This window comes from Chloracidobacterium thermophilum B (assembly GCF_000226295.1).
In the GTDB taxonomy this organism is placed as follows: Bacteria; Acidobacteriota; Blastocatellia; order Chloracidobacteriales; family Chloracidobacteriaceae; genus Chloracidobacterium; species Chloracidobacterium thermophilum.
On the sequence record NC_016024.1, the window covers coordinates 1,243,899 to 1,258,945 of the forward strand.

Below are 15,047 nucleotides of genomic sequence, written 5' to 3' on the forward strand. Positions count from 1 at the left end.
TCAAAGCTACGTCCCACGAAAGCCGCTTTTGCTGTTGCTGGTTAGTCCCCACGCACCCGTCGAGGTGTTCCGATGCAGCTCAAGAAGCCTACGAAAATCCTGTACACGTTTCTGGCGGTCATCCTGCCCCTGTCCATTCTTCCCCTGATGGCCATAAGCTGGAAGTTGATCGGTATTGGGCGTGAGTCCATGCGGTTGAATGAGCGCGCCGAACAGCTCCGCTCGGTGGTGCTGGTGGCCAATGAACTGCAAACCTACATTGGCGGGTATCGCCATCAGATTGCCGGCATCGCACGCACCCTCGAAGCGGTTGGCGGTGCTGATGTGCTGCTCCAGCAGGCCGAAAGCGTACGCAATCGGCAACTGGCCCAGTTTCTTGAAGATGATGCCAATCTCATCCTGTTGGGCATTGCGCCCCGCAGCCGTGAAGCCGACACCCGGCTGGTAGCGCAGTGGGACTCCAAAAAAATTCTGGGTGAGGAGGTCCGGGACACGGTCGGTGAGGCGCTCAAGGCCGTGAGCCGCCGGCTCGACCGCACCTACGTCAGCACGCCGCGCTACATCCCTTCAAGCAATGAGTTTGCCATCGTGCTGGCGCATCCTCTGCAGGTGGCTGCGGCCCCCTCCGATCAGTCCTACCAGCCGGCAGTTGTCCTGGCAGTGGTCAGTCTGGAACCCATCTTCAATCTCGTCAACGTCACCTCTGCCAGCGGGAACCTCAACAACGAAGCATTGCTGCGCAATGGCAGCCGCGTGGTGTTTCTGGTTGACCAGCAGGGACGCATCCTGGCGCATCCCGACCGGGCGCTGGTCTATACGCCGACGAACGTCAGTGACTGGGGGATTGTCGCCAAGTGGCAGGACACAATCGCCATTGATGTGTCCGCGCCGCTGGCCGAGCCGTTCGAGATTCGCCTGGGCAATGATCGGCTCCCGATGCTTGGCAGTTGCGCCACGGCGCTGATTGCGCCCGAGCTGCCACTGGGGGTGATTGCTGTCATCAACGAGGAAGCGGCCTACTCATCCGTGACGACCATGATCTGGCAGGCTTCGGTGTTGACGTTCGTGACCGCCCTCGTGGCGGCTGGGGTGGGCATCCTGCTGGCCTACTGGGTGACATCGCCGATTGCCGCCGTAGCCCACGGAGCACGGGCCATTGCCGGGGGCGACTTCGCGCGGCGGATCGCCGTCCGCAGCCGCTCCGAAATCGGACAACTCGCCGAAGATTTCAACGCCATGGCTGAGCAAATCCAGCGGTACATCAACGACCTGCGGTTTGCGGTCAACGAAAACCGGGAGTTGTTCCTGGGAACGGTCAAGGCGCTGGCCGAAGCCATTGACGGCAAAGACCCCTACACCCGTGGACATTCCGAGCGGGTGAAAATGTACTCCGTGCTCATGGCCGAACATATGGGGCTGAGCCAGGAGGAAATCGAGGATATTCAGGTGGCGGCACTGCTGCACGATGTCGGGAAGATCGGTATCGAGGACCGGATTCTGAAGAAACCGGCGGCGCTGACCGAGGAAGAGTACACCATCATGAAGACACACCCGGAAAAGGGCGCAAAGATCATGGCGGAAATCCCGCAGATGAAAAAGTACGTGCCGGGAATGTACTACCACCATGAATGCATGGATGGGCGGGGCTATCCCCTCGGCCTGAAGGGCGACCAGATACCGCTGATGGCGCGCATCATCAGCGTGGCTGATACCTTCGACGCGATGACGACCAATCGCCCGTACCAGCGGGCCATGACGCCGGAAGTGGCCGTTCAGAAGATTTGGTCCTTTGCCGGAACACGCTATGACCCGAGTGTGGTGGCGGCCCTGGAAAGTGCGCTCAAGGCCGGCAAGCTGGACGAGGTCATTCATGGCTACCAGGTGGCTCTGGCAGCCGGAAAAGCCTGATATACTCTGGGCTACGTTGTTGGGCGTGCTTCAGCACGGCTTCTCAGTGGTGTGTTGCCTATGTTTTTCCACCGTCATTTCGCCCGCCTGGCCCTGCTGTTGATGGTCGTTTCCGCCGTCTCCGGGGGGATATTGATGCGCTGGACAGCCTTCGGCTGGGGAAGCCAGCTTGGCCCGCCGGAACATCAGCAGCGCGCTGAACTTGAGCGTTCTGTCCGGGAAGCCCAGGAAGTCATCCTGACGCACTACGTTGCCGCAACGCCGCCGGATCAGCTCACGAAGTCCGCCATCCAGGGCATGCTCCGGGTTCTGGACCCACACTCGAACTTCTTTGACAGCAAAGAGTTCCAGGAGATGCGCACCGAGCAGCACAGCCGCTTCTACGGCATCGGGGTCTCGATTGCGCGCCGCCACGACCGCGTGTACATCCTGGCGACCATCGAAAACACTCCGGCAGCCCGCGCTGGGCTACGGGCTGGCGACGCCATCATCAAAGTGGATGATGAACCAGCAACCGACTGGACAACCCGGCAGGTACTTGAAAAAGTCCGGGGCGAGCGGGGTGAGCCGGTCTCGATTACCGTTGAACGGCTGGGTGTTCCCAAACCGCTCACGTTTTCCATCGTTCGTGATGCTGTGCCGCTGCCCTCGATTCGGACAGCCTTCATGGTGCGTCCCGGCATTGGCTACATTGCGCTGTCCGGCGGGTTCAACACCACGACGGAAGATGAGCTGCGGCGGGCCATGAACGAACTCACGGCGCAGGGCATGCAGTCCCTGCTGCTCGATCTGCGGGGCAATCCGGGCGGTCTGCTTCCGCAGGCTGTCAGTGTGGCGGATGTCTTTCTGCGCCGTGACCAGAAGATTGTGTCCGTCCGGGGCCGCCAGGGGTACAGCGGCGAGGAAGCGCGGGAGTACCGGGCGAAGAACACGGCTCCGTTTGAAAAGCCGGTCGTTGTGCTCATTGATCGCAGTTCGGCTTCGGCCTCTGAGATTGTCGCCGGCGCGTTGCAGGATCACGACCGCGCATTGATCGTCGGCGAGCCGAGTTTTGGCAAGGGGCTGGTTCAGCGCGTGTTCGAGCTGCCCTTCGGAGCAGGGCTGACGCTGACCACGGCCAAGTACTACACGCCCAGCGGACGCTGTATCCAGCGGTCCTACACCAGCGGCCTGCTCTATGCCTACTACGCGCACCAGTCCCCGGAAGAGACGCCAACGGGCGAGGCCGTAGCCACGGATGCCGGGCGGACGGTCTATGGCGGCGGCGGCATCACCCCGGACATCATCGTCAAGCCACAAACCTTCTCCGCTGTGCAGTCCAGACTTTCCGACGCCACCTTTGCCTTTGCCCGACATTTGGCCGCAGGCCTCGTGCCGGGACTGGTAAACTACCGCATCGAGCGGACGGACTACCGGCATCAGTTGCGGGACAGTGACTTTCCCATCACCGACAAGGTGGTGGCGGCCTTTCGGGAATTTCTGAAAAGCGAGGCCCAGTTTGCTACGCTGGAAAGTGCCGTCACGCCCAATCTGGATTTCGTCAGAAACCAGCTTCGCCAACATCTGGTTACAGCGGCCTACGGCACAGAAGCCGGTTTTCGCGTCCAGCTTATGACCGACCCGCAGTTTCTGCGGGCAATTGAGGCGGTGCCCCAGGCTGTTGAGCTGGCCCAGCGGGCCTGGCTCCTCACTGAGACCGGACAACGCCGCTAGCACCGGTTTCCAACCGGACCTGAAAAAAACCGGAAAGCGACGCCAGCGGCCTCTGTGCGACAGGCACCACGTTTTGAAAGGAGTTATACCCGAACTCATGCCAAAAGAGGATTTTTTGAACATTGACAGTTTGCTCTCTTCCGAAGAGCTGCAAATCCGGGACGTGGCCCGGCAGTTCGTCCGCGAGCGGGTTCTGCCCATCATCGAGGACTGCTATGAACGGGGCGTCTATCCACAGGAACTCATCAAGCCGATGGGAGAACTGGGCTTTTACGGCTGCACGCTGCCGGAAGAATACGGCTGCGCGGGCCTCAACAACATTGCCTACGGCCTCATCACGCAGGAACTGGAGCGGGGGGACTCCGGTATCCGCAGCTTTGCTTCCGTACAAAGCTCACTGGTGATGTATCCGATTTACACCTACGGCACAGAGGAGCAGAAGCGGAAATGGCTGCCGGCGCTGGCCAAGGGCGAGAAAATCGGCTGCTTCGGTTTGACGGAGCCGGACTACGGTTCCAACCCAAGTGACATGGTGACGCGCGCGGAGCGCACCAAATACGGCTGGAAGCTCAACGGGGCCAAGATGTGGATTACCAACGGCTCCATTGCCGATGTTGCGGTCGTGTGGGCCAAAACCGGCGCGGATGCCCGCAGCATCCGGGGCTTTCTGGTCGAGAAGGGAACGCCGGGGTTCAGTGCGCCGGAAATCAAGAAAAAACACTCCCTGCGGGCCTCCATCACTTCCGAGCTGATTTTCCAGGATTGCGAAATCCCGGAGGAAAACCTGCTGCCCAACGTGGAAGGGCTGCGGGGGCCGCTGTCCTGTCTCAATCAGGCGCGCTATGGCATCGCCTGGGGCGCGGTGGGGTCGGCGCTGGCCACCTACACGACGGCGCTGGATTATTCGCTGTCGCGCATCCAGTTTGGCCGTCCGATTGCGGCTTTCCAGCTTACGCAGCGGAAGCTGGCCGACATGATCACCGAAATTTCCAAGGCCCAGCTTCTGGCCTATCACGTCGGCAAACTCAAGGATGCCGGCAAGGTGACGCCGGCGCAGATTTCCATGGCCAAGCGCAACAACGTCGCCATGGCGCTCAATGTGGCGCGTGAAGCCCGCACCATCCTGGGGGCCAATGGCATCAGCGCCGAATATCCGGTCATGCGCCACATGAACAACCTGGAATCCGTCCTGACCTACGAGGGAACGCACGACATCCACACGCTGATCATCGGTGCGGAAGTGACCGGCATTCAGGCTTTCAAGTAAAGGTTCCTGACCTGTTTTTCCCGTGGAGACACGCCCCGCTGGCGGCGCGTCTCCACGTCGTGGCCCAACGTTTTTCTGTCCCATGCCGTTTGAACTCGTTGCGCCCTACGCCCCCTGTGGCGACCAGCCAGCGGCCATTGAAACGCTGACGAACAACTTTCGCGCTGGCGCCAAATACCAGACGCTGCTGGGCATCACAGGGTCCGGCAAGACCTTCACCGTGGCCAACGTCATTGCCCGACTCCAGCGCCCGGCGCTCGTCATGGCGCACAACAAGACGCTGGCGGCGCAGCTCTACCAGGAATTCAAGAGCTTTTTTCCCCACAATGCCGTCGAGTATTTCGTCAGCTACTACGACTACTACCAGCCGGAAGCCTATGTGCCTTCCACCGACACCTACATCGAGAAGGAAGCGACCATCAACGACGAAATTGACCGCCTGCGGCTGGCGGCCACCCGGGCGGCGTTCGAGCGCCGGGACTTCATCATCGTCACTTCGGTCTCCTGCATTTATGGGATTGGCGACCCGGATGCCTACTTCGGGATGATCTGCTTCGTCGAGCCGGGGCAGCCGCTGCGGCGCAACAAGCTTATCGAGCGCCTGGTCGAGTTGCAGTATGACCGGGATGACGAAGATTTCGCGCGCGGCACGTTTCGCGTCCGGGGCGACACGGTGGAAGTCCATCCCAGTTATGCCGAACAGGCGCTCCGTATCACTTTCTGGGGGGATGAGGTGGATACGCTGGAGCTGTTTGACCCGCTGCTCGGCGAAACCCTGGAGCGGATTGAGCACAAGTATCCCATCTATCCCAAGTCGCACTACGTGACGCCCAAGGCGATTGTGCAGCGCGCTGTCGAGACCATCCGGCAGGAACTCGATGAGTGGGAAGCTGTCCTGCTGGCCCAGGGGAAGACCCTGGAAGCCCAGCGGTTGCGCCAACGGACGATGTACGACCTGGAAATGATGAAGACGCTCGGCTTTTGTCGCGGCATCGAGAACTACTCCCGGCATCTGACCGGGCGGCCGCCGGGAGCGCCACCGCCAACGCTGTTTGATTACCTGCCGGAAGATACGCTGATCGTCGTGGACGAAAGCCACCAGACCATCCCGCAGGTACGCGGGATGTACGCTGGCGACCGCTCACGGAAACAAACCCTCGTGGATTTTGGCTTCCGGCTTCCCAGTGCTTTGGACAACCGTCCGCTGAATTTTGCCGAGTGGGAGCAGCAGGTCGGACAGGTGCTGTTTGTTTCGGCAACGCCTGGCCCCTACGAACTCGCCTGCACGGGCGGGGAAGTCGTCGAGCAGATCATCCGTCCGACCGGGTTGCTTGATCCCATGATCCTGGTGCGTCCGGTGCGGGGGCAGATTGACGATCTGCTGGGTGAAATCCGCCAGCGAACGGCGCGTGGTGAGCGGTCACTGGTGATGACGCTCACCAAGAAAATGGCCGAAGACCTGACGGACTATTACACCGAAGTGGGCCTCAACGTCCGGTATCTCCATTCAGACATCGAGACGCTGGAACGTATCAAAATCATCCGCGATCTGCGCCGGGGGGATTTCGATGTGCTTGTCGGCGTCAATCTGCTCCGCGAGGGGATGGACCTGCCGGAAGTATCCCTTGTGGCCATTCTCGATGCCGACAAGGAAGGTTTCCTGCGCAGCGAAGCGTCCATCATTCAGATCATTGGACGGGCAGCGCGTCACGTCCACGGGCAGGCGATTCTCTACGCCGACCGGATAACCGAATCCATGCGCCGGGCTATAGACATCACTGCCCGCCGCCGCCAACTTCAGGAAGCTTACAACCGGGAGCACGGCATCACGCCACGTACGGTCATCAAGCCGGTCGAAGCCACCCTGGTGACGGCCCACGAGGCGGCATATTTCAAGACGCCGCTTGATCTTTCTGCCTTTGAGGCGTACACGCCGGAACGCTTGGAGTCCACGATGATACAGCTCGAAGCCGAGATGCGCGCTGCGGCCAGGGCACTTGAGTTCGAGAAAGCCGCAGCCCTGCGGGACAAGATCAAGTACCTCAAGTCGAGACAACTGTTCGCTGCCGAAAGCCAGCCGGAAAGCTGCCCGGCCTGAAAGCGCCCCGGCTTGAAAGCGGCTTGGTTTGTCCAGCCGGCAGGCGACGATCTGCCGGCCAGCCCCGGAAACACCCTTTGCTTCTGCTGTTATCGGAATAAAAAAGCGGAGCCACCGCGTGGGTGGCTCCGCCGGCTGCGGCTGCCTAGTGAGCAGTCCGGTCAGTTCGGGTTGTTTTCGAGGAAGACCTGCCGGTAACTGCCGTTCTTGTAGAAGAAGAAGAACGGTGTTCCGGCCGGCACCCCGGTCGGCACGAGGAAGGCCGTATCGAAGTTCCAGTTGCGCGGATTGGGCGGGGTGTAGTTGCCGTCTCCGCCGATGAGGAACGGCCCATTCCCCTGGTGGCTGAAGAACTGGAAGATGAACGAGCCGTTGTAGTTGAAGTTGCGGCTGTGTCTGGTGCCCCCGAAGTCTTCAGCAAACCGCGGGAAGTTGTGGAGACCGCCGTCGGTGTTGTTGTCAAAATCCATGTCGTTTTCGGGGTCAGGGTCATCGTTGTTGCTCCTCTGCACCTGTCCGGTCTGGTTGTTGTTGCCGGCACCGGTGCGGGGCGCGCCGGTCAACCAAGCCGCCTTGACGGTGGTGCGAACGGCAATGCGGTCGAGAGTGAAATTTTGCGGGCGATACAGGTAGTTGAACCCGGTCAAAAACATTCTTCCGTCCGACCAGCCGTTGGAGTGAATGGAAGTCGCATCAGAGTAAATCCCCATCGAGCCGTGCAGCAACGGATCATTGGGTTCGAGCGGGTTGGTGCACCAGTCATCGGGTGGCCGCGTGGCAACGTTGGCATTGCCGGTCTGGGCATAGTTCTCCGACGGTGTGGGACCACCGCGCGGGATACGGCTGTTGAGACAGGTCCTGTTGTTCTGGAAGTTTTCCGTCACCCCGATGGCATTGATGTTGCCATAAAGGTATGACGGGTTTTCTGTCACCACCGTCAAGCCGGTGAAGCCGCGTCCGTTGCCGGTCGGGCGATTGACGAAGAGACGTGGGATGTCCATGGCATTGACAATCCGTAGTGCCCGCCGGAAAGCCCGGATACGGCCGGTCTTGGCGCTGTCCACGATGCGCCACGTGCGCATGCCGGCGCCTTCGTTGACCGCAGGGGTCAATGAAGTCGGAAAAACAGCGGAGGGATAGGCAATGCCGAAGAGGCGGCTGGCAATGGTGCGGGTCCCATCCGGGTTGGGGGTGTAGGTGTAGCGGGTAAACTGCGCCACGACGCCATGCCCGGTCCCGGCCGTGTCCGCGTTCGGATTGGCGGAGCCGCCGAAGTATTCGTACCCGTCGTTGACCGGCACGGCGCCATGGGGGGCTTCCCCGGAGCGGGCCGGCCGATTCAGCGTGGGTGTAAAGTTGGGCTGGGTTTCACACTCTACATCGCGCCGGAGGCGTCCGTCGCCGGGTTTGGGACCGGGGCCATTGGCAACTCTTTCAAAGGGAACCATGATCCCCCCCTGCTGCGGATCGCTGACCATCCCCGGATCGGTTTCACAACTGTCATCCAGAGCATTGAGGATGTTGTTTTCGCCATAGACGTCGTTGAAGTCATAGATGCCGTCGTTGTTGGAGTCACCCCGCCGGTCCGAGAAATAGACAATGAAGCCATTGTCAGAGACATCGATTTTCCCTCGGGCAGGGTCAAGCTGACGGGGGCGTCCAGTGGTAAAGCCACCCTTGATATTTCGTGTCAGCGCCGATGTTTTTGTCTCGACAATATCAAGGAAGTTGTCAAAGTCGCCCCGGAAGAGGCGCTTGAGGTTACCCACGTTGAGTTCGGTGAGGTTCATCAACCCCCGGCGCTCATAGGCAATGGGACTGGGCATCGGCAGCCGATAAACCATGTTGGCCAGGATGCGCTGGTCATCAGGAAGCGGTCCGCCGCTGGGCGAGCCGCCAGGCCAGACCGGCCAGACTGTTTCCACAATGCCGTTCGGTCTGCTGGTATTCCCAGTGTTATTGTTATAGTAATCCGATGCCGAGGGAATACCCTGGAACCCATAGCGCCGGTTGACGTGCCGCCCCTCACGCTGATCATAGACGTTGATGGGGAAGGCCCGGTCCATCTCGATGCGTATTCGTGGGATGAGTGTTGCGTTGCTTTTAGGCGGCAACTGCGGATTGTCCGGGTTGGGTGCGAAAGCGATATAAGCATGACCGGGGAAAGCATAGTTGGCATCGCTCAGCCCCAAACGGCGCCCAATCTGGGTTTCGAGGTTGAGGTTTTGGGTGCCAGCGCCGGGGCTGCCAGGCAGAGAAGTCACCCCATCCAGTCCCGGTGTAGTTGGACCGATATTGGTTGTATCTATCCCCGGCGCATTGGGATAAACCCGTGAAGCCAGGGGATGCTGAAAGATGATCCCGACGGCTTCGCGGACGTTGAAACGGAGATTGTTACCTACCCCTGGTATGTTCACTGGATTAGTCTTACCAAGGAAGGTGTTGAACGGCACCTTGATGCGGAAGCAGTTCTGAAACTCCCCGGTTTCCGTGAAGCGGTTAGAGGGTGGAAAGAGGGTGGCGTTGCTGCCGGGATCGGCCTGGTTGAGCACTGTGTCCAAACCCCCTTCAGGATCAGGCAGTGGCGCAAAGTTGGGGTCCGTATCACTCGGATCGGCTTCCCAGAAGATGATCTCAATGGGCATTGAAGTGACCCGCCGGGCAATCCGGTTGAGGTTGTTCTCTGCCGGCGGCGTGTGGAGCACCCGCAGGGTTGAAGGCAGCAGCGAGTTGATGTTGCTTTCCGGGGAGTAGCCCATGCGGGCCACTCCCTGGTCCCCCGGGTTGGTGGTGGCGACAAGACGGGGCAGGGCACTCATCTGCTCACCAAGGTCATCGGTATCACCATCGCCAAAAAACCACTCACCGTTCTGATCGTCGGGAATCCGGCGGACGCCGTTCAGGTCCACTCGTTGGTTCTCGAACGGGTAGTGGGGCGGCTCGATGATGCCGTCACCGTTCCAGTCAAAGGTGAGGTTTTCGCGCGCAATTTCAGGCGTGCCGGGAATCTGGGCTGTGGCAAAGTCGCCAATGCCTTCGACGTTGCCCAGTGAGGGATCAGTGGAGCGTCCGGGTGTGCCAAGTTCGGCTCCCCGGAGGGTCTGGAGGAAGTTCACCGTGAAGTTTGGCGCCACCCGAAGCAGATGCGGGAAGAGCCGGACCTGCTCGTCGGGTGTCAGCCCCGTCGGGTTGAACAGGCACTTCGCCAGAAGCTGCTGGTCAGCCACATTGGCAAAGGGGGTCATTTCCTGGAGATCAATCGTGCCGGCCGGCCCAGTTCCCGGATAGCCCGTAGGGGGCTCACCCGCAGCGGGTGCATCCGTCGCCGTCGTGTTGAGGTTCCGGTTGAAGGTTGGGGTGTAGGGGCCGGTAATGTAAGCATTGGGAGGGGTGTTTGGGTAGGTTGCCGGCCCCTGGTTCAGGTAGTCGAGGTCATTGTCAAGGATCCCGTCGCCCAGACTGTTGGCACCGGCGCCAGGGGCAACCGGATTGCCCAGGATGTCCAGGTTGTCATGCCGCATGGCATAGAAGCCGGGAATGCCAGGCCGAAAGACAAAGTTCCGCAGCAGGCGCACGAGTTGGCGCTCGACACGCAGGACCTGCTCCGGGCTGGCCGGGTCATTCGTCCAGAAGTTCGGCGAGCGCATAATCTGGTTGAAGCTGGTCTCATAGCCAAGGAGAATACCAGCCGGTGATACTGTATAGGTTGGGTTATCCCCTGGAGTATCCAAATTCGGCATCAGCATGGCTGGTCTGGTGCCATGGAGTCCGGAAGGCGAAACCCTAGTACCCGATAACTGAAGTCGGGCCGCACGAACGCGCACCCGCCGGATGAACCGCTCCTGCCGTTTGTCGCCGCTGCTGTTTTCCCCGTTGAAGATTTCTTCCCGTGGAATGTCGCTCTTCATCGGGTTGGGCATCAGGAACATGTCGTCGGCCGTGTCCCGTTGGCCATCGGGGCCAATGTCATAGGACCCCTTGATATAGCTGCGGTTGTCGAAGTCATCCGTGAAGCGGAAATACGGCTTGGCGAGCAGGCTCTTGAGGCGCGCCGGATAGTTGGTGTGGGACGACGACGGGTTGCCGTTGTTGTCCAGCCGCCCCTGCAGGGAGGCCATCTCGGTGGTGATGACCGGCCGTCCGCGGTCATCCACCTGCGGCGGGTCGGCATTCGCCATGTTGACGTTGGTCTGCGGTGTGAAGGGCAGCATCGTCCGCTGAAGCGTCAGGATGCTGTTGGGTTCATACCAGTAGGTGACGCGCTGGTTGACAGGACCGACGGGGCTGCTGATCGCCACCGTCGGCGGCTGCTGGCTGAGTGTCTGCACAAAACGCCCAATGAAACTTGGCGTGTCGGGGTCGCTTTCCGAGAGAAATGGCAGGAAGTTGCGCGGCAAGTTGGTTTGATTCTGAAGCCGCGAGACACTGCCGCCATCGTTGAGGGCATAGACGGCCGCATACGTCGTTTCCGGTTCGGGCTGTCCGGCCGCGAGGTTGGCCGCGGGCAAATCGCGCAGCACCGGGATGGGTCCCGCTGTAATCCCCAGGTTGAGGATATGCGGCGTGATGTCGTACCGGTCAGGGAAGATGTTGGGGTCTCCAGCAGGGTTGTTGTTGACCAGCAGTTCAATCTTGATGTAGGTGCGCTTCCGCTGCGTGGTATCTACAGTGTTGTCGGCTCTGGTCTGAAAATCGGCCTGCTGGTTCACCAGATTGGTTTGTGGCGGAAGCACGCGCCGCTGGGGGCCGTTGGCCTTTACCAGTGTGTCACTCTGGTTGTACTTGTGCGGATCACCGCCACTTCCGGCCGGAAGTACGCTGGCGGGTTGGTCCGGGTGATCACTCCCTCCAAGGGGATCAAACTGCACGACGTTGGGGTTGTCATCGAGCCAGAAGTCCTTGAAGAGTTGCGTGTTGGGATTGGACAGGGCTTCCAGGTCATACGCGGGTACGCCGCCGCGATCGGCCGGCGGCGGCGGGAAGTGATCCAAGTCATCATCCAGCAGGATGCGGATGGTACAGGCGCGCGCCGAAACCTGTCCCTCGAAGAAACGTGAGTTACGGAGCACTTCCCGGTTTTCGTTGGGATTGGACCGCCGGAGGATTTCGATGGCGTTGAAGCCGTTGGTCTGGGTCGGCAGCAGCAGTGGCACGATACGCTGCTTGCCTGGCGAATGACCGTTGGTGATGCCCCAGGGGGTACCAACGCCGCCATTGTTCGGCCCGGCGCCAACCGGGGCACCTGATCCGGTACCGACGGCAAGGTTGATGTCGTTAATGAGCCAGTTGACCGGCGCAACGCGATATACTTCAGGGTTATTCGAGTACCCCCCCGGCCCCTTCCCGTGGGGCAGGCTGGGCGTAATGGGGCGGGTGACGCTGTCGGCCAGTTCCCGTGCAAAAGTTTCCTCGTCCGTTGCTGAAGAGTCCCTTGGCTCGCGGTTGGGATCGAGCACCCAGGAGTGGTCCGCACGGGGTCTGTTGCTTGGCGTGATCCGGGAGACAACTTCACCGGCAACCGTCACCGGACCAAAAAACCACGCCCGGTTGCCCGCCCCAAGGTAAAGGTGGCGGTTGACATGTGTGCGTCCACCCAGATAGAACTGCGGACCGGGTGACACCTGAAGACAGTCAAATCCAAAAGCTGCAAACTGAAACGCCGGAATCTGGTAGAAGTTGACCTGCCGGATGAGGCGGGCTTCTTCGTTGGCGTTGGTGGCGCGCGCCGAGGCGCCCAGCACGAACTGGCGGCGCAGGGCCGTCATCCCGTTGAATGGGGCGTCGTTGACCGTCACTGTGGTGTTTGACGATGCGCCCGGTGGGACGAACGGTGTATCCGCCGTGAAGGTGTAGAGCGGCTGTCCGGCCTCGGTGAAAAACGGCGGAAGATTGCTCGTGATGCCCGTCGGCCCAAGGTCATCAGCGGTGATGTTGGGCGACCGCGAGAGAATGCGGTTGACGTTCGCCGTGATGGTTTCCAGATAGGCAATTGCGGCGTACAACGTCCGGGTCTTCTGGTAGTCGGCTGCCGTCTGGCGCGCCTCCGTCGTCATCAGGGTGGCTGAGACCGACGTAAAGACCAGCAGCACACCCAGGAGCACCAGCGCGATAGCCAGGGCGACGCCGCGTTCCTGATAACGATGCTTATGACGCAGGATTCGGGCAAAGTGTGGGGTCATGGCGAATTTCATCCTCACTAAAGGTCTCACGCAAGGGCGTTGGGGTTAGTTGTCGTGTCGCGCAGGGTTTGCAGCCCCTCTGGGGCAGCTTGCTCCAGAGCGGTTGGTTTTATCGTGGCACCAGGTTGCGTAACCCAATGGTGGTGCGCTCACTGACGTGGAAGTAGCCCCGGTTGAAAGCGTCCGGGATGGCTGCATCGGCCCTGATAAGGGCGCGCTCCCGCTCACCGGTTCGTCCGTACACCGTCAATTCCACCAGGCGCACCTGGGTTTTGGTTGTCAGGGGCGTCCGAGCCGGATTCCTGGTGGGGTCTGCCCCGCTGGGGAGGGGAATCGGTCCACCGATGTCGTTGGTATTGAACATAGAACCCTGAATGGGGGTGCCGTCGGCGCGCACCGCGCCCTCTTCCACCAGGGTGAAGTTCAAGCGCAGATTCTCGATGTCAAAGGCCAGCGGCGACAGCAGTCCCCCCTGCCGGCAGTACAACACGGGTGCGCTGTCACCCCCATCCCAGCCAACAAAGTAGTGCGACAGCCGCATGCGCGTGATCGTGACCGGGACGCCGCTCTGAATGATGTCGGACCATCTGGGATTGATACCGGCCAGATCATTGTCGGCCAGAACGATGTCGTTGTCCTGGATGCCGGTCACCAGTCCGAGAACGCAGAGCGTCGTGGGAGCCGATAAGTTATTGAGGGTGGACGTGGGAAGCGGTGAGCCACCGCCACCGGGCGGCGTGTACTGATACGTCAGCAGCAGGGTGTCCACGTATGGGCGCAACCGTGGTGCCAGCAGGCGATCATTGGGGTTGACAAAAGGGTTGCTGTTCTTAACGGCGTTGGGGGCGACCCGGTCGGGTTTGAGGTTAACAGGGGTTCCAACCGGAATACTGCCACCATAATCTGGGTCCGAAGACGTGGTCCGCTCCGGCTCTAGAACGAGATTACCTCCGTCCAACCGGGCATAGGCCGAGAAGGTGGCTTCAACCGGGAAGATTTGCTGCTGAACGATGTTGTTGCCGGGGTTGGCGGGGTCGGGAACCGACACACGCAAAGCGACCGGCACTGGATTGACCTGCAGGGTGATGAGCTGGTGGCTACCATTGCCGTAGGCCGTTGCCACTTCCGTCGGGTCACAGGCACCGGGATAAAGCCGCAGGTTGGGATACCGCTCTGCGGCTGGAGTTCCCTCTGTATCAGCGTAACCCTGATTGGCGACGAGGGCCGGGGAGGCAAACGTTCCCTGTGAAAGAGCACCATGGCTGACCGTCGTCCAGGCCTGAATCGGTGACAGGATGTCGCAGCTCGTATCGAGGGTCCCGTCATTCAGCAGGGGAGGCACGTCACCGATCCGGTCAGGTGCTTGTGCTTGGGACTCGGAACCCACCGGAAAACCGCGTGCTTCCAAAAAGCCCCGGCGCACATAAACCGCCGGAGCACCCAAGCGGGGGTTAGGGTCCGGAGTGGCGAAGAACACACTCGTCAACGGCAGTTCGCCGACGTTGTCCAGGTCGTTTTTGATGAAGTTGATGACGGCCCGGACGTTGTTGTTGGCCTCGACCAGCGCGGAGTTATTGCGGTTGGTCTGAAGCGCCAGCGACAGCGTGCCCATCACGGCGGCCATGGCAATCGTCAGGATGCCGGCCACGACAAGCAGTTCGACGAGTGAAAAACCGGCCTGGATGACAGCCCGCCGCGGTGACCGGCGTTGCAGGCGTGACCACCCTTGCAGGCGGCAGGGAGGTTGCATTGCACCCAAGTGGAGAGAGACTCCCGGACGCGGTTGCGGCTGAAGCTGTCCCACAGGTGACTTTCCGTACATCCACAAGGTTGTCATACACATGGCTTTCAGGTGGCTCTTCAAAGAGTGCGCTTTCGTATG

General features: G+C 60.7%; 6 protein-coding genes. 4 read left to right on the plus strand and 2 right to left on the minus strand.

Features of this window, described 5'->3' with window-relative positions; all coding sequences use genetic code 11:
- Positions 1–72 precede the first annotated feature (72 nt).
- From CABTHER_RS15615 to uvrB, 4 genes are all read left to right on the plus strand, one after another.
- The gene (locus tag CABTHER_RS15615) at positions 73–1,908 is read left to right on the plus strand and encodes an HD domain-containing phosphohydrolase (protein WP_014099544.1); all 1,836 of its coding nucleotides are present in this window, start codon (positions 73–75) and stop codon (positions 1,906–1,908) included.
- A gap of 60 nt (positions 1,909–1,968) precedes the next feature.
- Positions 1,969–3,621, plus strand: a complete 1,653-nt coding sequence (locus CABTHER_RS05180) for a S41 family peptidase (protein ID WP_014099545.1) — start codon at positions 1,969–1,971, stop codon at positions 3,619–3,621.
- A 97-nt stretch (positions 3,622–3,718) separates the two neighbouring features.
- A complete protein-coding gene (locus CABTHER_RS05185) occupies positions 3,719–4,888 on the plus strand; it encodes an acyl-CoA dehydrogenase family protein (RefSeq protein ID WP_014099546.1) in 1,170 nt (389 codons plus the stop codon).
- Positions 4,889–4,970: 82 nt separating this feature from the next.
- Positions 4,971–6,986 (plus strand): excinuclease ABC subunit UvrB, encoded by a 2,016-nt coding sequence (gene uvrB, locus CABTHER_RS05190; protein WP_014099547.1) that lies wholly within the window; start codon positions 4,971–4,973, stop codon positions 6,984–6,986.
- Between the two features lie 161 nt (positions 6,987–7,147).
- Here the strand turns inward: uvrB and CABTHER_RS05195 are convergent, their stop codons facing one another.
- A complete protein-coding gene (locus tag CABTHER_RS05195) occupies positions 7,148–13,165 on the minus strand; it encodes a hypothetical protein (RefSeq protein ID WP_148263949.1) in 6,018 nt (2,005 codons plus the stop codon).
- A 109-nt stretch (positions 13,166–13,274) separates the two neighbouring features.
- On the minus strand, positions 13,275–15,002 hold the full coding sequence (locus CABTHER_RS05200; protein ID WP_187288422.1) for a PilW family protein: 1,728 nt from the start codon (positions 15,000–15,002) through the stop codon (positions 13,275–13,277).
- Positions 15,003–15,047: the final 45 nt, after the last annotated feature.